The 20,456-nt window shown below is 70.5% G+C and carries 18 protein-coding genes; 9 read left to right on the top strand and 9 right to left on the bottom strand.

Annotated elements, in window-relative coordinates; translation table 11 throughout:
• The first annotated feature begins 92 nt into the window (after positions 1-92).
• Positions 93-644: a cysteine dioxygenase gene (locus ACLJPX_RS27375; RefSeq protein ID WP_410602941.1), complete on the top strand. Its 552-nt coding sequence runs from the start codon at positions 93-95 to the stop codon at positions 642-644.
• Between the two features lie 140 nt (positions 645-784).
• Here ACLJPX_RS27375 and ACLJPX_RS27380 read toward each other — a convergent pair whose 3' ends face one another.
• Positions 785-1,888, bottom strand: coding sequence for an FAD-dependent monooxygenase (locus ACLJPX_RS27380; protein WP_410602943.1), 1,104 nt, complete (start codon positions 1,886-1,888; stop codon positions 785-787).
• Positions 1,889-1,951: 63 nt separating this feature from the next.
• On the opposite strand from ACLJPX_RS27380, the gene ACLJPX_RS27385 reads away from it, so the two are divergent.
• Both ACLJPX_RS27385 and ACLJPX_RS27390 read left to right on the top strand, forming a co-directional pair.
• Entirely contained in the window at positions 1,952-2,692 is a 741-nt protein-coding gene (locus ACLJPX_RS27385; RefSeq protein WP_410602945.1) for a TetR/AcrR family transcriptional regulator, read from the top strand.
• A gap of 184 nt (positions 2,693-2,876) precedes the next feature.
• Entirely contained in the window at positions 2,877-3,467 is a 591-nt protein-coding gene (locus ACLJPX_RS27390; protein WP_410602947.1) for a hypothetical protein, read from the top strand.
• Positions 3,468-3,479: 12 nt separating this feature from the next.
• On the opposite strand, the gene ACLJPX_RS27395 is transcribed toward ACLJPX_RS27390, so the two are convergent.
• Genes ACLJPX_RS27395 through ACLJPX_RS27415 form a run of 5 tightly spaced genes read right to left on the bottom strand, consistent with a single transcriptional unit; the run spans position 3,480 to position 11,007 of the window.
• On the bottom strand, positions 3,480-4,733 hold the full coding sequence (locus ACLJPX_RS27395) for a serine/threonine protein kinase (RefSeq protein WP_410602949.1): 1,254 nt from the start codon (positions 4,731-4,733) through the stop codon (positions 3,480-3,482).
• Entirely contained in the window at positions 4,730-6,811 is a 2,082-nt protein-coding gene (locus ACLJPX_RS27400; RefSeq protein WP_410602951.1) for a transglutaminase-like domain-containing protein, read from the bottom strand. The genes ACLJPX_RS27395 and ACLJPX_RS27400 overlap by 4 nt, the downstream gene beginning before the upstream one ends.
• Complete coding sequence (locus tag ACLJPX_RS27405; protein ID WP_410602953.1) at positions 6,808-7,935, bottom strand: DUF58 domain-containing protein; 1,128 nt, start codon at positions 7,933-7,935, stop codon at positions 6,808-6,810. The genes ACLJPX_RS27400 and ACLJPX_RS27405 overlap by 4 nt, the downstream gene beginning before the upstream one ends.
• Complete coding sequence (locus tag ACLJPX_RS27410; RefSeq protein WP_410602955.1) at positions 7,935-8,897, bottom strand: AAA family ATPase; 963 nt, start codon at positions 8,895-8,897, stop codon at positions 7,935-7,937. Before ACLJPX_RS27410 ends, ACLJPX_RS27405 begins: the two co-directional genes overlap by 1 nt.
• A gap of 4 nt (positions 8,898-8,901) precedes the next feature.
• Positions 8,902-11,007, bottom strand: coding sequence for a fibronectin type III domain-containing protein (locus ACLJPX_RS27415; RefSeq protein WP_410602957.1), 2,106 nt, complete (start codon positions 11,005-11,007; stop codon positions 8,902-8,904).
• Between the two features lie 155 nt (positions 11,008-11,162).
• Between ACLJPX_RS27415 and ACLJPX_RS27420 the strand changes: the two genes are divergently transcribed.
• The 3 genes from ACLJPX_RS27420 to ACLJPX_RS27430 all read left to right on the top strand — a co-directional run bounded on the left by ACLJPX_RS27420 (position 11,163) and on the right by ACLJPX_RS27430 (position 15,252).
• On the top strand, positions 11,163-12,923 hold the full coding sequence (locus ACLJPX_RS27420) for a serine/threonine-protein kinase (protein WP_410602959.1): 1,761 nt from the start codon (positions 11,163-11,165) through the stop codon (positions 12,921-12,923).
• On the top strand, positions 12,920-13,696 hold the full coding sequence (locus ACLJPX_RS27425) for an FHA domain-containing protein (RefSeq protein WP_410602961.1): 777 nt from the start codon (positions 12,920-12,922) through the stop codon (positions 13,694-13,696). The genes ACLJPX_RS27420 and ACLJPX_RS27425 overlap by 4 nt, the downstream gene beginning before the upstream one ends.
• Before the next feature lie 140 nt (positions 13,697-13,836).
• The gene (locus tag ACLJPX_RS27430) at positions 13,837-15,252 is read left to right on the top strand and encodes an AAA family ATPase (RefSeq protein ID WP_410602963.1); all 1,416 of its coding nucleotides are present in this window, start codon (positions 13,837-13,839) and stop codon (positions 15,250-15,252) included.
• 23 nt (positions 15,253-15,275) lie between these two features.
• On the opposite strand, the gene ACLJPX_RS27435 is transcribed toward ACLJPX_RS27430, so the two are convergent.
• The gene (locus ACLJPX_RS27435; protein WP_410602965.1) at positions 15,276-15,854 is read right to left on the bottom strand and encodes a hypothetical protein; all 579 of its coding nucleotides are present in this window, start codon (positions 15,852-15,854) and stop codon (positions 15,276-15,278) included.
• Positions 15,855-16,058: 204 nt separating this feature from the next.
• Here ACLJPX_RS27435 and ACLJPX_RS27440 point away from each other — a divergent pair, with 204 nt between their 5' ends.
• Together ACLJPX_RS27440 and ACLJPX_RS27445 are read left to right on the top strand one after the other, a co-directional pair.
• Positions 16,059-17,225 carry a sensor histidine kinase gene (locus tag ACLJPX_RS27440; protein ID WP_410602967.1) on the top strand — a complete coding sequence of 389 codons (1,167 nt, stop codon included), beginning with the start codon at positions 16,059-16,061 and terminating at the stop codon, positions 17,223-17,225.
• Complete coding sequence (locus ACLJPX_RS27445) at positions 17,225-17,878, top strand: response regulator (protein ID WP_410602969.1); 654 nt, start codon at positions 17,225-17,227, stop codon at positions 17,876-17,878. Before ACLJPX_RS27440 ends, ACLJPX_RS27445 begins: the two co-directional genes overlap by 1 nt.
• A gap of 5 nt (positions 17,879-17,883) precedes the next feature.
• Here ACLJPX_RS27445 and ACLJPX_RS27450 read toward each other — a convergent pair whose 3' ends face one another.
• Both ACLJPX_RS27450 and ACLJPX_RS27455 read right to left on the bottom strand, forming a co-directional pair.
• Positions 17,884-18,498 carry an NAD(P)-dependent oxidoreductase gene (locus ACLJPX_RS27450; protein WP_410602971.1) on the bottom strand — a complete coding sequence of 205 codons (615 nt, stop codon included), beginning with the start codon at positions 18,496-18,498 and terminating at the stop codon, positions 17,884-17,886.
• Positions 18,499-18,541: 43 nt separating this feature from the next.
• Positions 18,542-19,432, bottom strand: a complete 891-nt coding sequence (locus tag ACLJPX_RS27455; RefSeq protein WP_410602973.1) for a nuclear transport factor 2 family protein — start codon at positions 19,430-19,432, stop codon at positions 18,542-18,544.
• 173 nt (positions 19,433-19,605) lie between these two features.
• Here ACLJPX_RS27455 and ACLJPX_RS27460 point away from each other — a divergent pair, with 173 nt between their 5' ends.
• Positions 19,606-20,448 carry a helix-turn-helix domain-containing protein gene (locus ACLJPX_RS27460; RefSeq protein ID WP_410602975.1) on the top strand — a complete coding sequence of 281 codons (843 nt, stop codon included), beginning with the start codon at positions 19,606-19,608 and terminating at the stop codon, positions 20,446-20,448.
• Positions 20,449-20,456 lie beyond the last annotated feature (8 nt).

Consider the following 20,456-nt stretch of genomic DNA (forward strand, 5'->3'; position numbering starts at 1 on the left):
ATGAAGAGTACCTATATATAGGAAAGAACGTCGTCATTAGACGCCGGGCGGAGTGCGGACCACGATGATAAGCGACCAGAAGGAGAGTGAGAATGACCGCCGCGTCCACTACCCCGTCCACCTATGTCAGACCCGGTCTCGCGGAGCTCATAAAACGCCTTCGCGAGTGCACCGGGCGAACATCCGAACCCCACGCCACCGCACAGGCCGTGGCGGCCGTCCTCACCGAGCTCCGCCCGACGCCGTACCTCCTCACCCCGGCGGAACGGGAAGGGGCCGCCGGCGGCTACACCCGCAACACCCTGCACGCCGAGTCCACCTTCTCGATCACCGCACTGGTCTGGCGGCCCGGCCAGCTCACCGAGATCCACGACCACCTGGTGTGGTGCACATTCCTTGTCCTCCAAGGAACCGAGACGGAGACCATCTTCGACATCGACGGCGACCGGCTGGTCCGGACAGCCCAGCGGCAACGCCCGGCGGGCTCGGTCAGCGGCGTCGCGCCGCCCGACGACATCCACCAGGTGCACAACACCGGCGACACCGTCGCCATCACCTTGCACGTCTACGGCGCCGACCTCAGCAAGGGAACCAGCGTCCGCCGCAAATACGAGCAGCGCGCCACTCCGAAGTACATGGAGTAAGCGGTAGCGCCATTTCGGCTAACCGGCATTTTCGATGCCGGGAAATTCGTCACGACCACTTTTTCACCGGCTCACGCTCGGGTCCCGGAATCCCGCGGCTGACGCAATGTCGACGACGATCGCCGTTCGTCGCGGAGCCATCAAAGACTCCAGGTGTAGGCGGGAGTGATCGATCGCTCGAAGAAGGACTTGGGCAAGCGGGGAAGCATCGCGTCGCGCAAGGCGATCAGCGGCGGGGAAGTCCAGTGCGCGGGAGCCCCGACCTGACGGGAGCGCCGGGCGATCAGCTGGGTTCGAGGCCTGCGGGAACGGTCGTATTCTTCAAGTCCCGCGGGCACTCCCAGCTTGTCGACGACGGCGGCGAGCGTGACGGCGTCCTCGAGTGCCTGGCACGCACCCTGCCCCAGGTTGGGGGTCATGGCGTGCGCGGCGTCGCCGAGCAGGGCGACCGTGCCGGACACGTAGGTGGGCAGCTCCGGCAACTGGTGGACGTCGTGCTGCGACACCGTCTCCTCCCGCGCCGCCGACAACAACGCGGGAATCGGGTCGTGCCACCGCGCGAACTGTGCGCGCAACCGGTCCAGGCCGGTACGCGAACGAGCGGGAGCGTTCGCCATCACATAGCAATAGACGCGGCCGTCCGGCATCGGCAGTTGCCCGAACCGTTCGCCGCGGCCCCAGGTTTCGACGCTTTCGCCGACTGGGTGCGGCGGAACGATGAAGCGCCAAGTGGTGTACCCGACGTAGCGCGGCCCGGGACTCTCGGGCCAGAGGGACCGCCGGGTCACACTGTGCACGCCGTCGGCGCCCACGACGAGGTCCGCGACGGTCTCGCCACCGCCGTGCACGACAGTGCCGTCGGGCCGCACCTCACGCACCTCGACGCCGGGCCGAAGCGCCCGCGCGGGCAGCGCCTCGACGAGCAGGTCGATCAGGTCGGCGCGATGCACGGTCACCCACTGGCCGAACCGCCGCCTCAGATCGTCGACGTCGTTGCGGACCAGCCACCGCCCGTTCGCGAGGCGGACACCCGCGACCGGGTCGGCCAGCCCACCGTCGCGAAGACGGTCGCCCAGGCCGATCGCGTCCAGCGCGCGCAAGGCGTTGGGCTGGATCGACACCCCCGCGCCGATCTCGGTGAACTCGGGCGCGCGTTCGAGCACCTCGACCTCCCAGCCGCGCTGGTGGAACGCGACGGCGGCGGCCAGCCCGCCGATCCCGCCTCCCACGATGGTCACCTTCATCCGCTTTCTCCTTAATGACTCTAGGCTAGCTTAGAGTCATTAAGTAAACATAGGTGCTCTAGGATGTCAACGGCACGACGAGACGAGGTGACCATGGCCGACGGCCCGGGCGGCAGGCGGGAAAAGCGGCGTCAGGACTCGCTGCGGGAGATCCACGCGGCCGTGCGCACGCTGCTGGTCGAGCAAGGATCGGCGGCGGTGACCATCAACGCGGTCGCGCGGAAGGTGGGCATGAGCGGCCCCGCGCTGTACCACTACTACGCGGGCCATGACGAACTGATCGGCGCCGTGACCGCCGGCTTCTTCCGCGAGCTGACCACTGTTCTGGAGCAAGCCCGCGACACCCACGCCGCCGCCCCGGCCGGCCATCGCATCCTCGAGGTATGCCGGGCCCTGCGAACCTGGGCGATCACCCACCCTGCCGAGTTCGGCTGGATCTTCGCCAGCCCGATCGCCCCGCCCAACCGGCAACAGGACTCGCCCCGGCACGAGGCGGGCCAACGGTTCGAGAACGTCCTGCTCGAACTGACCGCCGAACTCTGGCGGACCGACCCTTTCCCGGTACCCGGCCTGGCCGACCTGCCCCCGGCGCTGCGCAAGCAGCTGGTCGCCTACTCCGCCACCATCGACGGACGCCTCCCGCCCGAGGCCTCGCACGTGTTCCTGACCTGCTGGACCCGGCTGTACGGCCTGCTGTGCATGGAAGTCCTGCACCAGCTCGACTTCGCCTACACCGACCTGGAACCCGTCTTCGAAGACTGCCTGCGCGGCCTCGCCGACGCCCTCGGAGTGGACGGGGACTGACCACCGAGGGCGAAGCGGTCCGGGACCAGTCCCGCCGCCGGAGTGCTAACAACGGCACATGCCGCGGTCGAAGAAACGGACACCCAAGAAGACACGACACCGTCCTCCTCCGCAAGATTCGCGACGGGCCGCGCGAACGCCGATAGCCGAGGGCGGGCTGCTGTCGGCGGGCGAAGTCGCGCACATGACGACCCCGCCGCGATTCCCGGCCGAGCCTCGGCCGTCCCCCGGTCCGCCGGACACGGTGAACTTCGCGAAGGTGCTCCCGGATCCGCGAGCTCCCCGCGACGCCGCCGCGGTCGAAGAGCTGTACAAAGGGCTGCTGCGCGCGGTGGATCTGCTCAGGAACGGGCACGATCCCCAGCTGATGCGGGTTTTCGAGGAAGGGCGCCGCGTGGTGCTCGGACTGCTCAAGCCTTGGTGGCGAAGGATGTTCGAGCCGTCACGCGCCCAGTATCTGCGGGCGGTGCATCCGGCGCTCGACGCGCTGAACAAGGAATTGGAGCGCCGTCATTCCCCTGAGCGCGCTCTGCTCGAACGGCAGGCCAAGGCGGCTCCGATCAGCAGCCCCTGCCTGACCGGTGACGCTTGCGAGAAGTGCGGCACCCGGACCGGACGCCTGCTTCCCATCGTCGAGGACTGCGCGAGCGGCCCTCCGCTGGGGTTGCGCCTGGCCTGCGCCACGCTGTGCCGGAAATGCAGCGGCACCCCGTTCAGGGAGCTGTTCGGACCGGCGGAGATCGCCAGGCGGGTCAGGGCGCATTCGGGCCATTGACCGCGATCCGCGTCAGGGACGGCAAACGGCTCCCCGGATCGACCTGGGCGGGCTCGTGTAGACGGCCATGACCCGGCTGTCGGCCGCCTGCAGTTCGAAGCAGTACCGGCGCATCGGGTCGACCGGGATGGTGATCGAACGCGCCCTCCCGGCCAGCACGGTCCGGTTGGGTTCGTTCTCGGGGGCGACGATCACCGCGTAGTCGACGACGTCCGAACTGCTGGTCCAAGTGAGCATGACCTGGTTTCCCCGGTCGGCGGGCTCGGCGAGATCCAGCTTGAGATCCTCCGCCTGCTCCGGTTCCGGAGTGGCCGCCGCGGGTGATGCCGGGACGAGGTCCGGCTGCCGGTCGCCGAGCAGGACCGCGGCCACCGCACCGAAGGCGGCCACCGTCGCCGCCGCACCGAACACGACGCCGCGGCGCACTCGGGACGGGCGGCCGGCCTCCGCCGTCGCGGGCGGGACTTCCCGGCGCTCGTTCGACGGCGGGGAGCCACCGTTCCTTTCCTCGGGGCGAGAGAACATTTCGGCGAGCCGGTCGGCGACCCAGGCGGCGTCCGGTGGGCGGTGCGCCGGATCCGGGGCCAGCAGCCTGCTCACCATCGCCGACAGGATGACCGGCACCCCCGGCAGGTCGATCGGCGGCACCGGGGTGCGCAGCAACCTCAGCAGCCGTTCGCCCATGGGTTCCCCGAGCCTGCCGGGCTGCGGGTGCTCCCCGGTCAGGGCCAGGTGCAGCACCACTCCCAGGCCGTACAGATCGGCCCGCTCGTCGAACGTCTCGGTGCGCAGGGTCTCCGGCGCCAGGTATTCGAGCGACCGCGCCGGGTCTCGCGGGAACGCCTGCCGCAGGGCGACCCCGAAATCGGCGAGGACCGCTTGGTTGTTCGTGCGGAACAGCACGTTCGAGGGGTGGACCCCGCCGTGCACGACGCCGGCGGCGTGCGCGGCGGCGAGACAGGTCGCGACGGTATGGCCGAGTTCGACGGCGTCGGCCGTGGAAAGTCTTCCCACCTGGGCCAGCAACGCGGCGAGGGAGTGCGAACACCGTTCCATCCGGAGCGCGTGCCGCCCGTCGGGCAACTGTTCGACGCCGTCGACCGGCAGCGCGGAAGCCACCGCCCGCAACCGATCACGATCGCGTTCCACCGCCGACAACGTCGCGCGATCGAGCCGCCCCGGGTAGACCTTGAGCACGGCCGGGAAACCCGCGTGGATCGCGGGATAGACGGTGGCCACCGGCCCGGTGCCGAGGGGAACGGTCATTCGGCCACGATCCCCGGTCCGCGCAGGCTGCCCAGATCGAACACGGCCCGGATCCGGGCACGGAACGAGACCACCGTGAGTCCTTTCCGGATCGCCCGGACCGCCGACCACGCCTGCGCCGCCGTCCGGTCGTCGGCACCGACCGGGGACCACAGCGCGATGTCCACCTGGCGGGCGAGCCATTCCAGCCCTTCCGCGACGGATTTGTCTACTGTGGACGGAAGACGGCGGGCGAGTTCGCGTGCCGTGGCACCGCGGGACACGATGACGTCGTGCGCGCGCAGGACGTCCCTCGCCTCCAGCCAGGCCGCGACGACCGCCGCCGAACCGGTGCGGCGGCGCCGTCGAGCGGTCCGGACGGCTCGCCAGCCCGGTATCGCCACGACGGCGAAGACGAGCACCGAGACGACTCCGAGACCGAGCCAGGCGAGCAAAGGCCCGATCCATGCCTCATCGGATCCGGACGAGCCGGTGGTGCCCCCCTCGTCCGGGGGGACTTCTGGATCGCGTAGCCGTTGTGGCGGCGGGAGGTCGTCGCGAGCCTGGTCCGTGGCCTGTGCCAGCGCCCCGGCCGCCGCGGCGGCACCGTGGGAGGCGCCACCGGCCGGATCGAGCGGAACCCAGCCGACGCCCGCGACGGCCACCTCCGGCCAGGCGAATGAGTCTCCATTGTGGACGGTCACCGGGCCGGGTCCTCCCGGCGGGGCGCGGAATCCCACCGCGACGCGGGCGGGGATGCCGATCAGCCTCGCCAGTGCCGCGTAGGCGGTCGCGAACTGTTCGCTGGTACCCGCGCGAGCGGTGAACAGAAACCTGTTCAACTGTGCCCAGCCGCTCCCGGTCGGCAGGACCGGACCGGTCGCCTGCCGGTAGTGCTCGGCGAGATAACGCTCCAGGACCAGCGCGGCCCGGAACGACGGCCGCAGCCCGCCGGTCGCGGTCCGTGCCAGCTCGGAGACTCCCGGCGGCACCTGCCCGACTCCACCGGACACCGCCGAAGCGTCGATTCCCGCGTCCAGCAGGTCCCCCGGCGCCACCGCCGGTTCACGCCAGCCGAGCTCGTACTCCACCGGTCCGCGCCGCCCCGGCAGCAGGAGTGCCCCGGTCCCCGGGTCGACCAGCGGATCGGCCCCGGCGACCGTGGCCAGGAGAGGCTGGCTGGGCAGCCAAGGGCCATTGCCGTCCGGGACGGTGATCCGCGCGTGCTGGGTGGCCGTCCCCAGCGTCGCGCCGAGCCGGAGATAGGCGCCGTTCGCCCGCCAGCTGACCCCGTCGAACTCGGTGAGGACCGCGATCCGCCAGCGGTCGGCCCCCGCCGTCCCCGTATAGCCGAAGACGGGTTCGGCCGGGCGGGTCAGCCGGTCCGCGACCTCGTCGAGCGGATTGTCCACCCGCAGGGGCGGCACCGGGGCGGTTTCGTGTTCGAGTGCCAGCGACGGCCGGGATCCCTGATCCACCGCGGTGATCCCGGCCGAGACCGCCACCGCGAGCACCACGGCGGGCAGCACGAGGATCAGCCTGCTGCCCCGCCGCCGGGTCACGGCGAGCAGCGCGCCGGAGACGACGACGTAGGCCAGTCCGGCGACGGTGGCCACCGGACCGGACAGCGCCACGTAGGCCTGGCTCAGTCCGGCGACCGCCAGTCCCGGCAGCAGTGCCACCGCGGGCAGGCGCAGCAGTTCGACGCCGAGCACCGCGGCGAACAGCACCGCGAGCGGGACGAACAGGAACAGTTCCGCCTCCGCCCGCGCGGGCCAGGTCGACTGGAGCGTCAGCTGCCAGGACCGGGTGACCCCGTCGAGCAGGCCCCGCAACATCGCCGCGTCCGGCAGGCCCGGCCCGAACTCCAGTTCCCCCAAGGCGAGCAGGCCGAGAACGAGCATCAGCACCGGCCGCCACGGACGCAACGCGGACACCCGCGCGCAGACCTCGGCGACCACGAAGCAGACGAGAAGGACCGCGACGAGCGGAAGCACGAGCGAGCCCAAGCCGAAGACCGGTGCGAAGAGCAGACCGGGGAGTCCGGTGGCGAGCAGCAGAAGGGCCACCGTGAGCCGTTGTGTCCACTGTGGATTCATCGGCCGAGGGCATTCCAGCGCCGGGCCGCGTCCGCGGCGCCGGAGACGGAGAGCACCACCGCGCCGGGGATGCCGCCGAACGTCCCGGCTTCTCCGAGGACGAAGACGAGCAACGGCGAGTACCGGTCGCGCAGCGCGGCCACCGCGGCCCGGTCGGCCGGTCCACCGCCCGCGGTCACCACGGCCAGTCCGCCGACACCGGATCGGGTCAGCACCTCCGGGACCAGTGCCGGCCCCGACGACGGTTCGAGCACGCACAAGGCGTCCAGCAGCGGGCGCACCGCGCGCGGTCCTCCCCCGGTGTCCACGTCGAGGCCACCCGAGGAGACCAGCCGCGTCGGCCGGTCCGCGCGTGCCGCCGCGCTGACCAGTGACGCGGCCGTGTCGACGGCCTCTTCCAGCAGAGGGCCCCGAAGCCGGGAATCCAGCAGCACGGTGAACCTGGGCTGGTGGGGATCGACGTAGTCGCGCACCATCAGGCTGCCGGTCCTCGCCGTCGCCTTCCAGTGCAGATGCCGGATTTCGTCGCCCCGCACGTATTCGCGGACTTCACGCAGGTCGTCGGAACCCCGCAGCCGGTCGTCCACCGCGGCCCCCTCGTGGTGGTGCCGCGGCCGTCCGCCCCCGGGCGGGGACATCACGTGCACCCGCGGATGGACCCACAGGGTCGCGGTCTCGCCCGTGGTCAGCCGCCGGTGCCCCAGTCCGAAGGGATCGGCGCGTTCGAGGACGAGCGGACCGACCTGGTGCCGTCCGCGCCGTTCGGTGGGCAGTTCGTAGTTGTGCGCGGTTTCCGCGTGGGGTCCCAGCGCGCGGATCCCGACCGTCCGCGTCGCGGCACCGATCCGGTCCCCCGCGGTGAAGGCGCCGTGCCGCCGCCTGGCCGGGTTCCGTACCCGGAGCGTGGCGACCGCGGGCCTGCCCCGCTCCACCCGATCCGGATAGACCTCGCGGGACACCGCGACGCGGGGCCGCCGTCCGGTCACCACGATCGCCGCGATCAGCGTGCCCGCACCGGCACCCGCGATCGCGAGGAAGAACGGATAACCGGCCCAGTGGCCGAGGACGAACAGCCCGGCGGTCGCGGCGAGAACCCCGGCCCCCCGTGTGGTCAGCCGGATCATCAGGCCCGCGACCCCGCGTGCACCGGGGCGGGCGTCGCGTCGAGGACCTCGTCCACCACGCCGCCGGGGTCGCGACCGTCCAGTTCGGCGTCGGAGGTCAGGATCAACCGGTGCGCGAGAACGGCTTGCGCGATCTCCTTGACGTCGTCCACGGTGACGAACGTCCGGCCTTCGGTCGCGGCGTAGGCCTGCCCGGCGCGGATCAGCGCGATGCTGCCCCGCGGGCTGGCCCCGTACCGCAGGGCGGCGTGCTCACGCGTCGCGGCGGCGATCCGGGCGGCGTACTCGCAGAGAGCGGGTTGGACGTGGACGGCGCGGACCTGCCCGATCGCCTGCCGCACCGTCTCGATGTCGACCACCGGTGCCAGTTCGTCCGGGCCGACACCCGCGCAGTCGCCCATGATCACCTTGACCTCCGAGGCGAGGTCCGGGTAGCCGACGTCCAGCCGCATCAGGAACCTGTCCAGCTGCGCTTCGGGCAGGCGGTAGGTCCCGGCCATCTCGATCGGGTTCTGGGTCGCGACGACGAGGAACGGCCGCGGTACCTCGTGCCGGACGGCGTCGACCGTGACGGTCCGCTCGGCCATCACCTCGAGCAGGGCCGACTGCGTTTTCGGCGTGCCCCGGTTGATCTCGTCCGCGACGACGACGTTCGCGAACACCCCGCCGGGGTGGAACTCGAAACGTTCTTCCTTCTGGTGGTAGACGGGGACACCGGTGATGTCGCCGGGCAACAGGTCGGGAGTGAACTGGATGCGGTTCCAGGACCCGCCGACGCTCCTGGCCAGACAGCGCGCCAGGGTCGTCTTGCCGACGCCGGGAACGTCTTCCATGAGCAGGTGGCCCTCGGCGAACAACGCCGTCACCGCGAGCCGGACGACCCGCGGTTTGCCGCGCAGCACACTGTGGACGTTCGCCGCGATGCGTTCGTAAACCACACCCGGCGGGAGAAAAGCGGTCATCGAGTCAGGTCCACCTGATCCTGTTGGAGGTGATCCGGCCGTCCGGGGTCTGGACACTGACCCAGATGGTCTGGCCGGGTACGTCGTAGTTGAGTTCGTTGTAGGTCGCCGAACCGTTGGCGTCGGTCGTCGTGGACTCGGTCCGCACGTTGGTGTTGCTCGACGAACTGAGCCGGATCGAGTACCGCGTGTTCGGCGCGAAACCCTTCATCGTCACGTTGACCGCGGCGCAGTCGGGCGGATCGCAGTTCTCGCTGGAGGTGTCCCGTCCGCGGCTGATGGTGATCGTCGGCGAAGGCACCGTGATCGTCCTGCCGGCCGTGGCACCGTTCCGTGTCTGCCCGTCGGGCGTCCTGGTCACCGCGCGCACGGTGAAGGTGTAGGACTTCCCGGCGGTCAGCCCGGAGTAGGTCGCGGACGTGCCGGTGACCGTCTGCTGCGCGAGACCGGTTCCGGTGACGAGGTAATGCACCAGTGTCCCGCCACCCAGGTCCGGTCGCGTCCAGGTGAGCGACGCGGCGCCGTCGCGATAGCTCGCGGTCAGCGCCGGTGCGGCCGCCGCCGCGGCCGGGGTCGCCGACGCCGAAGCGCCCGGCCCGATGCCCGCCTTGTTCACCGCGACGACGGTGAACGTGTAGCGGGTTCCGTTGGCCAGCCCGGTGATCGTGATCCGGCGGGTGCCGCCGTCCACCGTTCTTGACCCGCCCGCCCAGCTGATCCGGTACGACGTCACGTCGGCCCGGTTGGCGGGGGCGGCCGTCCACGCGACCGTGACCGCGCCCGCCTCACCCGTCGCCGACACGCCGGGCGGCGCACCCGGCGGGCTGGCCGGGACGGCGGGCGGGGTGACCGGTTGCGAGGGAGGACGCACGGGCTGGCTGGGCTTCGCCGGGCCGGGCCGGTCGGCGCCGGAACCGGTGTCCGGGCCGGGCCGCCCCTCCTGACCACGCCGCTCGGCGGGCGGGGCCACCGGCTGCTGCCCCGGAGCGGGCTCGGCCGGGGCCGGTTGTTCCGTCTTCCCGGCGGGCGGGACCACGGGAACGTCGGTGACCCTGCCGTCCTTGGCGACGACGAGGACATGGGTGCCTTGGCCGCCGTCGACGTAGACGTGCGCGTCCTCGCCGCGGACGATCCGTGCCGTACCACCGTCCGCCGGGAGCGGCTTTTCGTCCGTCTGCCTGCCAGTGGCGTCGTAGGTGAGCAGCCTGCCCGACGAGCGGTTGACCAGGACGACCACCGAACCGGCCGCGACCGGGGCGTCGTACTGACCGGCCGGGAGGGCCACGGTGACCGGCCGCCGCGAACCGGGAGCGGGATCCACCAGATGCAGCCTGCTCCCCGCCTGGTCGAGCACCGCCACGCGACCGGCCACGTCGTTGGCCGCCGGCCGCAGGTCGGTCCCCGCGCCGAGGCCCATCGGCACCGGCTCGCCGAGGCCGCCGGATCGGATGGCCCGCACGACACCGTCGGAGGTGTCGACGAAATGCAACTGGTCCCCCACCAGGGTCAGCGCCCCGGAGTGCCCGGCGGGCAGCGTCACCGGGCACGACGACAGGTTCTCGTCCCCGCGATCCAGCCGGCAAAGCAGGCTCGACGCGATGCGCGGCAGCCACAGCGTTCCCTCCGCGGTGGCGACCGGATCCCCGACCGGCCCCCCGGCCGAGATCGGCGCGGGCGGATCACCGAGCCGGATGATCTGACCGGCCTGCCGGTACACCAGGTACGGCCCGCCCGCGGTCTCCACCCCGACCGGGACCTCGCCCGACGGCGGGACCTGTGCCGGCCCCGCGGTCAGGTCCGACTTCCCGAACGGGGTGATCCGGGTGTCGCCCACGACGTAGCCGCTGGTGTCCCCCTGCACGACCTGGCTCCCCCGGTCACCGGGCACCGCGGCCTGCGCGTCGATCCCCGCCGTGCCACCGTCGATGTGGAAGGCCGACTGGAGAAGGGAGTTGTAGACCCAGTGGCCGCCGGGGATCTCCTGGAGTCCCGGCGGCGGTTTCGCCGCGCCGGTGATCGCGGTCGTCAGCACCGCCACCGAGACCACGACGATCGTCACGACCGGCAGCCGTGCCCGCCACGCCGCCCACCCCCGGGTGTCCTCGCTCACGGCACGGACGGTAACCAAGTGATTCGGGAGGGATCCCGAATCGAAGCACCGTCGCTCCGGGGACGGAGACCGTCCACGCTACGCTCAGTGCCCGTGCGGGTACTTCTCATCGAAGACGATGGTGATTTCCGGCTCACGACCACGGATGGTCCGACATGACGTTCTCACGCCGAGACCGCGAACCGGCGGCCCGGCGGATCGCGGACCGCTACCGGCTGGTCGAGCGCGTCGGCGCCGGCGGGGAGGGCGTCGTCTGGCGAGCGCTCGACGAGCGGACGGGGCGGACGGTCGCGGTCAAACAGGCGAAGGTGAGCGTCACGGGAGCCGGACGCAAGCTGCGCCGCGAAGCCCGCCTGGCCGCTTCGGTCGACCACCCGCACGTCGTCGCCTGTCACGAAGTCGTCAGCGATCACGACGAGCTGTGGCTGATCCAGGAGTACGTCCCTTCGCGGACCCTCGCCGCCGTCTTGAGCGATCGCGCGCTGTCCGAAGCGAGGGTCGCGGAAATCGGTGTCCAGCTGGCGTCGGCGCTCGCCGCCGTCCACGAGCGGAAGATCCTCCACCGCGACCTCAAACCGGGCAACGTCCTCATCGGCGAGGACGGGCGGGCGAAACTGACCGATTTCGGCATCTCCCGCTCCGTCGTGGCGGACGAGACCTTGACCGACGCCGCGCTGTACGCGGGGACCCCCGGTTATCTCGCTCCCGAGGTCGCGCGCGGCGACCCGCCCACCGAAGCGTCGGACGTGTTCTCCCTCGGTGCGACGCTCTACGCCGCCCTCGAAGGTTCCCCCATGTTCGCCGGGGAGACTCCGCTCGCGCGGGTCCGGCGTGCCGCGGACGGCGACATCCCGGTGTCCCGTGCCGCGAACCGGCTGGCCGCTCCGCTCGCGCGGATGCTGGACCCGGATCCGGCACAGCGCCCGTCCGCGTCCGAAGCGGGCGCGGCCCTGGCGGCGTGCTCGGGCGGCATCGCCGAGGCGGCACCCCCGCGGCGAGGTGCGGTTCACCGGTTCCGGCGTCCGATCGGCGCGGCGGCGGGAATCGCGGCCGTCGCGGCCGGAGTGCTCTCGGCGAGCACGCCGCCTGCTCCGGCGGCGCCCGCGCCCGCGTCCTTCGACGCCCGGGCGCTCGATCCCTGCCGTTTGACCGACACGGCCGCGCTCCGCTCGTACGGCCGCACCGAGCTCGAACCCGACTACGGCAACTTCGACCGTTGCGACGTGCTCCTCCACCGCGGCGACGGGTCCTACACCGACGTCAAAGTGGAGTTGGAGAACCATCCCGGGAATCCGCCGGAAGGCGAGCTGAAACGCGTCGGGACCTTCGACGTCGTCGGCGGCCCGCTCCAGGACGACAGTTGCACCCGGCTGATCCTCGTTCCCGCGGGCTACATCGTCTCGGTCACCGCGGGCGACGACCCCGGCGCCCCGGTGGACCTGTGCGCGGTCGCCGACATCGCGACCGTTTCGGCGACGAAAACGTTGTCCGGCAACGAAACCCCGCTCAGGAAAGCCCCGTTCCCCACCCGTTCGCTGGCCGAGGTGGACGCGTGCTCCCTGCTCGATCCCGCCGCACCCGAGGTGCCCGGCCCGCCGAAACCGTCCTTCGGCCGATGGGGCTGCGCCTACGAGGGCCCCACCGGCCGGGTGCGGGTGATCTTCGACCGGGGACATCCCCTCGACGACCGGAACGGCGCGCGCACCACCCAGTCCGGCCGGGAAATCCGGACCCTCGCCGACGACTACGGCCCGGGAACGTGCCGCTCGACGGTCGCCTACCGCCCGTACACCGACATCGACAACACCCCGATGCTGGAAGCCGTCCTGATCGTCGTGGACGGCGACCAGCCATCGGAACGACTCTGCGTCCCGGCCACGACCTTGGCGGGCGAAGTGGCGAGGAGATTGCCATGACGATGATCGACGGCTTCCGTCCCAGTCTCGCCCACGGTGTCCCGCCCGCGGAGGCGGGGACGATCTTCGCCTCGACCGTGTCCGGCAAGTCGTCGATGCCCCCGAAAGAAGGCCGCCAGCTTCTGTTCGGCCGCAATCGGGACGAGATGCACGTCTGCCTCGGCGAGGACGACGTCCAGATCAGCCGCCACCAGGGAACGCTCGTCCACGAGGACGGCGTCTGGTGCGTACGCAACGAAGGCAAGCTCCCGCTGCGCCTGCCCCGCTCCCGGCGTCTCTTCAAAAGAGACGAACCAGCCGCGCTGCCCGACGGCTACACCGCGCTTTTCATCCACGGCTCCGGCGGGCGAGAGCATCTCCTGGAGATCTTCGTCGTCGGAGACGATTCGCCGCCCCCTTCGCCCCTTACCGACGAAGTCACGAAATCGCCGAGCGTCTGGCGGCTGACCACGGCCGAGCGCACCGTCCTGGTGGCGCTGGCGCAACGATTCCTCCACCAGGAGGCCTACCCTCAGCCGCTGAGCTGGCGCCAGATCGCCGAGCAACTGGCCGAGCTGGAACCGGACCGGAACTGGAGCTCCAAGAAGGTCGAGCACATGGTCGTCAAGGTCCGCGGCCGGCTCGCCGGCGCCGGAGTGCCCGGCCTCACCAAGGACGAGGTCGGCGAACCGGTGGGCAACGCGCTGAACATCCACCTGATCGACGAGCTCCTGCAGACCGCGACCCTGGTTCCGCCGGACCTCGCCCTGCTCGAACCGCGGTCGTCACGCTGAAGCCGCGGACGACGCCGCTGACGATCATCGTCGAGGCAGGCGGCGTCCCGAGCTCACTCCGACCTCGTTCTTCACCTCGGCATCAATCCGAGTGCGCCACCCTTGAAATCAAAGTTCGCCGTGCCTAAACTTTGGCTTAGGTGTTCCAACACCCTGCGAAAGGCAGGCCGTATGGCGACGGCGGACTGGGGACCCCGATGAACTGGAGCCAGCTCCTCGTACCCGTGACCAGCGGCGTTGCCGTCGCTCTCATCGTGGCGACCGTCAGGTTCCTGTGGCGGCGCACGCGTCTGCCGACCGGGCTCTCCCAGCGGATGACCCGGCGGAACTACCTGGCCGAGATGCTCGTCATCTCCAAGAACGACAACGTCGAGCGACTCGACGCACTGGTCCCGAATCTGCTGCCGGCGGCAGGCTCTCCGGTGCTCGCCGAGATCCAGGAATCGTGGTCGCAGATCAACGACCGCCGGGGAGTGCGGGTGATCACCCGTACCGAGCCGGCCTCCCTGACCGCCGGAGCCGAGTTGCTCGGGACGGGGATCGAGGTTCGCGTGTCCCGTGCACTGACCGCGGACCACCTGTCGTACCACGTGTTCTCCGGCCTGGAGCACCACACGGTGCTCAACCGGCGCAACGGCGGGAAGGACCGGCCAGAACGACTGGACGAGATCTCCGCCTCCAAGGTGTTCCGCAGCCATTTCGACGAGATGTGGAGCGAGTCCGAACCCCTCGAATCGTTCCTGGCCGGGGAACTCCTGACCGAGAGCAAACCGGGCGACGGACTGTCCCGCCTCGCGGACCGGATCCGGGAGCAGCGCGCGGCGTACCAGCTGTCGGCCAAGGCGGAAGACGCGGTCCTGCGACACCTGGCGTTCCGCCACCGCGCGCCGGTCATCTTCGTCACCGGCCTGCCGGGCGCCGGAAAATCACTGGTCCGCCGGGCACTCGCCGAAGAGCTCCGGCGGTGGCGGATGCAGGTCGACGAGCTGAACGACTACGTCTACGCGTTCGAAGAATTCCTCCACGCCTTGATGCTCCTCGGCGACGGTCGCGGTGCGGGCTTCAGCGCCCAGCAGGGCGGCGCGTTCCAGGTGGAGCGCGAGGATGATCTCCGGCCAGCCCTTCACACGCTCGGCCACCGCGTCTGGGAAAACCGCCGGAGCAACCCGATCACGATCGTCGAGTTCGCCAGGGCCGACACGATCGGAGCGCTCAAGGTGTTCGGCGACGAGGTCCTGGCGGCATCGCAGATCATCCACGTCCGCGCCTCCGACGCCCAGCGCGCCGCCCGGCTGGCCAGGCGGGGCGAGCCACCGAAGATCTCGGTGGCGGGTCAGTTGATCAGTCTCGAGGTGTCCGACGACCACCGGCTGCCCAGCAACGCCGCGGACACCCTTTACAGCAGGGACGACTTCGCGCTGCTGAAAGCCCAGAAGAGCGTCGCCGGCCGGCTGTTCCTCGTCGAGAACGACTCCGAGGGGAAGGTGCACATCGACGAGCAGGTCGCGGCGTTCGTCGAAGCCGTCGTGCGCCCCTACCGCAGACTCGCTTCTTAGCCGGGAAGCCGTTGTCGGAGCACCTAGGCCGCGACCGGACTGACGCCGGCGCTTTGCCACATCGACGTCGACAGCCAGCCGAGCGTGAGACCGAACAGGATGTGCAACCCGCTGGTGAACAGGGTGTCCGGCAAGGGAGCGGCGAGCGCGAACACGGCCGGCACCACCACATAGAGGCCCGACGGGAGCCGCGGGTGGACCTTGGCGCGCACCAAGGACAGGCCGAACAGCACCGACCCGAGGGCGAACACGCCCGCGCTCGCGATGAGGGCCACTTTCGTCGGACCGCGCAGAAGTTCGGCGACCACCGGGCCGTCGAGGTAGAACAACGCCATGTTCAGCGCGAACGCGGCGCCGCCGAACAGTCCGAGACCGATCAGGTTCACCAGGTACGCGAGGGCGCCGAACCGTCCGGCGGCCTCGCTGTGACGCGCGTAGAGCGCCACGAGCGCGGGCGTCGCCAAAGCCGGAGCGAGGCCGAGGACGAAGCTGGTGGCCGCGGTCTCCCCCAGCACCGTTTCGAAGGCCGCGGGAACCGCGATGAACAGTCCGGCGGAGATTCCGCACGGCGCGCCGAGGCGGATCAACGTGGGCGACAGCATATGAGAACTCCCTTGTGGCACAAGCCTTAGCGTGCGATGACAGGGCCGAACGCTACGAAGGGCCGTCGCGGTCCGGAAGTGCCGACCGGGCCGGAGTTCCCACCGGGCACCGCCGAACGGCACGTGCCGTTCGGCCAAGGTTTCCCGAACCCGGGAGAATGCCGCCGGATCGGCCGTACTCTTTCCGTGTCGGGAGGTGCCTGCATGCCGATCGTGCGGAAAGAATCACCGGTGTCCTGGGTGTCGGCCGTCGTTTACGGGATCGTGCTGATCGCGGGCCTCTACTACGTCGTCGCCGGGCTCGGCGCGGACGTCCGTCCACTGAGGACAGCAGGGTTCGTCGCATGCCTCGCGGCGCTGTTCGCGCTGGAACCCGCCGAACGGCGCTGCGGCGCGGGGCGCGGCACCGCGCCGGCGTTCCTGCTTGTCCGGCTCGCGCTGTTCGTCGCGGTCGCCGCGCTGGACGACTCGGGGCTGTCCCGGGCGCTGTTCGTGCTGGTGCCGTTCGCGGCCTACCTCGCGTTCGGCCGGACGGCGAGTATCGCGCTCGCCGCGCTGTGCCTGGTGCTGCTCGTCTGCTCCTACGCCTTGTGGGTTCCCGGCTGGTACACCAGCGCCAACTACGTCGCCGACGTGCTGATGTTCGTCATCGGCCTGGTTCTTGCCATCGCCATGGCCGGGATCGCGGTCCGCGAGCAGCAGGCCAGGGCCCGGCTCGAGAAGTCGTTGGACGAGGTGACCTCCTACGCCGCCCAGGTCGCGGACCTCTCGGCGGCGGCGGAACGCAACCGTCTCGCCAGGGACATCCACGACAGCCTCGGCCACCACCTCACCGCGATCGCGGTGCAGGTGGAGAAGGCGTCCGCCTTCCGGGACCGCGATCCGCACGCGGCGGACCAGGCACTGGCCGACGCGCGGTCATCGGCACGCCGTGCGCTCGACGACGTCCGCCGGTCGGTCGGAACACTCCGTGACGAGCGGGAGGGACGCACCTTGTCCGCGTCGCTGGCCGAGCTCGTCGACCGAGCCGGGGACGACCGGCTCCAGGTCAGCCTCGTCGTGGACGGCGAGGAACGCGCCGGGGACAACGCGACGGTGAGCGCGCTTTTCCGTGCCGCGCAAGAAGCCTTGACCAACGCGCGAAGGCACGCACAGGCCGATCGGGTCTCGGTGTCACTGACGTTCGGCGACACCGAGACCCGGCTGGTCGTCGCCGACGACGGCCGCGGGTTCAGCACCGGAGCGTCCGAGCCCGCAGAAGGGTTCGGCTTGCTCGGCCTGCGCGAGCGCGCGGCGCTGGTCGGCGGGCTCGCCCTGGTCGAGAGCCGTCCCGGGGCCGGCACCCGGATCACCGTGACGGTGCCGTCCTGATGAGCGTGCGCGTACTGGTCGTCGACGACCAGCGGCTGATCAGGGACGGCATCGCCTCACTGCTGGGCATCCAGCCGGGTATCGAGGTGGCCGGCGTCGCCGCGGACGGGAAAGAAGCCGTCGCCCGAGTCCTCGCACTCGAACCCGACGTGGTGCTGATGGACGTCCGGATGCCCGGGATGGACGGCGTCGAAGCCGCCGCGATCCTGCGGCACAAAGCGCCGGGCTGCCGGATCGTCATGCTGAGCACCTTCGACGACGACGAATACGTCGTGCAGGCGCTGCGCGCCGGTGCCGCCGGGTATCTGCTCAAGGACCTCCCCGCCGACGAACTGGCCGACGCCATCCGGCTGACCCACGCCGGGATCACCCAGCTCGACACCTCGGTGGCGCGGCGCCTGGCAGCGGCGGCTCCACCAGCCGAACCCGCGAAACCGGCCCCCACCGAAGTACTGACCAGCCGGGAGACCGCGGTGCTACGGCTCGTCGCGACCGGCTCGACCAACCGCGAAATCGCCGCACGGCTTTACCTCAGCGAGGGAACGGTGAAGAACCACATTTCCCGCATCCTCGGCCGCCTCGGACTACGGGATCGCACCCAAGCCGCGATCTACGCCCGCGATCACGGACTGCTGCCGAACTCCGAAGACTGAGCGGGTCAGCGCGTGAGCGGGACAGCGATCCGGCCGGGGAACCGCGGGTTCTCCGCTTCGTCGAGCATCGCGGCGGCAACGGTGTCCCGGCTCACCATGATGCGGAGGATGCTCTTGGGGGAGGCATCGAGCCCGACGGTGCGCCGGTCCGGGCTGATCGGTTTGTTCGACAGGGGTCCGGCGTGGAAAACCGTCCCGCCGGCTTCGGTGACCACGGCGTCCGACTCGACCTTGTCGGCGATCTCCGCTCCGAGTCCCTTGAGGACCAGCCGGTTGAGCGCGCTTGCCACCGCGGCCGAGGGCCCCGTGCCGTAAGCACCCAGCCAAATGACGCGGGCGCCCGAGGCCACCGCCGACCGGGCGCCCGCGGTCAGCACACCCGGCTTCGTCCCCTTGGGCACACCCAGCCCGGACAGCACCAGTTCACTGCCTTCGAGCGCCGAGTCGATCTCGCTGGTGCGGAACACGTCCGCGACGATCTTGGTCAGCCCCGGGGCGTCCGGAACGGTGATCCGGTCCGGATTGCGGGCGATGGCCCTGACGATGTGGCCACGTTCGAGTGCCTGCCGGGTAAGGGAAAGTCCGGTCGGGCCGGACGCGGCGAGAACGGTGAGGTGCATGAAAATCCACTCCTGAGGGTCGATGCGTCTGCCGAGCCGGATTTCAGTCGAGGATGTTCAGCTGTGCCGACGCATCCGGGGCATCGACCGGATCGAGGTAAAAGCGGACAGCTGCGGCGCGGCCGTCCTCGACCCGGATGATGACGGTGCCGCGGATGGTCTCGACGACCCCGTCGGCCCGCGTGCCGATCATCTCCCACTCCGTCCACACCCGGTCACCGTCCACCACGGAGTCGATGACCCTGGCGTCCAGGCCGTTCGAATACCGGGCGAAAATCTTCGTGTAGTTCGCGCGAACCTGGTCGGCACCGCGGAAGGAGCGATCAGGGTGCACCGGCATCACGCAGTCGAAGTCGTCGGCGTAGTTGGCCACCAGCTTTTCGACGTCACGATCGGACATCGCCGCGGCCATGCGAAACGGAACGGCGCGCACGTCGTCGGTCGACGCACTCACTTCTCGCCCGCCTTGTCCGCGGGACCCCTTGGCGATCGCGTAAAGCTCGGGGTTGCCCGCGAAAGGGGCTTTCCGCACGACGCGGATGCGCCTCAGCCGCCATTCATTGCCGGCCCGCTGCAGGTCGACGTGCCAGAAAGCACGCACGACGAGCCAGTCGACCTCATCGGTGGGAACGTGGTGGTAGGCCACCACGAAACTCCGGTAGGTGGCATGGTCGCCCCCAACCTCGACGATGACGTTGGAGGTCGAATGGTGAGTACTCTGGAACCCTTCCAGCACCGCCCGGCTGGCGACCACGAAATCATCGGCACTCAATTCTTGCGACGGCGCGCCCAAGTGCTCGGAGACGTCCATCGTGACGGTGTCGGCGAGGATCGCACGCAGACCGGCCCAGTCCTTGAGATCCTGTGACCAAGCGAAACGGGCCACGGTCTCGGCGACAGCGACCCGGTCGGCGAGGTGGTTGACATCAGTCATGAAAATTCCTTCATCGAGAACACGATCGGTAAAACATCGAGAGGGGAGCGCGTGTCAACACAGATTCGCGTGCGCTTTCTCCGCCTTTCTGGTGGTCATTCTTCCGGGTTCCGGCCGCCGTAGCAGGGGCCAGAATGTCCCCTCCTGGCGGATGCCGCTGATATTCTTCGGTCATGTCCGACGCGAGCACTTTGGGAATGGCGTTGCGGGAGCACCGTGAACGCACCCGGCCCGAACAGGTGGGTGTCGTCGGTCACGGCCGCAGGCGCACGGGCGGCCTGCGACGCGAAGAGCTCGCCGAATTGGCAGGCGTGTCGACGGATCACCTGAAACGCATGGAGCAGGGTCGTCGGCACCCCTCGCCCGGCGTGTTGAACGCCTTGGCCCGAGCGCTCCGGGTGAGCAGGACGGAGTACGAGCACCTGTGCACGCTGGCCGGTTACGCGCCGGTGGAAGGGCGGGTGCCACGGCGGCTCAGTGATGGCGCCCGCCGGCTCGTGGACCGGATAGAGAGCACGCCGGTGTGCGTGCTCGACGCCACGTGGACGGTCGTCGGCTGGAACCGGGCTTGGGAAGCGCTGGCCTGCGGGGTGCCCTCGCTCCACCCGCGCGAGGGCAACATCCCCTGGCGGGTGTTCGTCGGCCAGGGCGGCCAGGTGATGCGGTTGCCAGGTGACGAGGCGCGCTTTCGGCGCCTGCTGGTGGCCGAACTGCGTGCGGCCTCGACCCGCTACCCCGAGGACGAAGACCTGGCGTCTTTGACCGCCGACCTCCAGCGCGCCAGCGCCGTGTTCGCCGAGCTCTGGGCGAGCACACCCACCACCGGGCAGCACGACGGCCGGATGCAGCTGCAGCATGAGGATCTGGGGCAGATCGCACTGGACTGCGACACCGTCCACATTCCCGACGGCGACCTGAGGGCGGTGATGTTCACGGCGGACCCGGGCTCGGCCGACGCCACTTCACTGACCGAATTTCTGCTGGACGCCCGCAGCGCGCACCCCGGCCGGCAGTGATCGGCGAC

Origin of the sequence: Amycolatopsis sp. lyj-90, assembly GCF_046549035.1 — a bacterium.
Lineage (GTDB): Bacteria > Actinomycetota > Actinomycetes > Mycobacteriales > Pseudonocardiaceae > Amycolatopsis.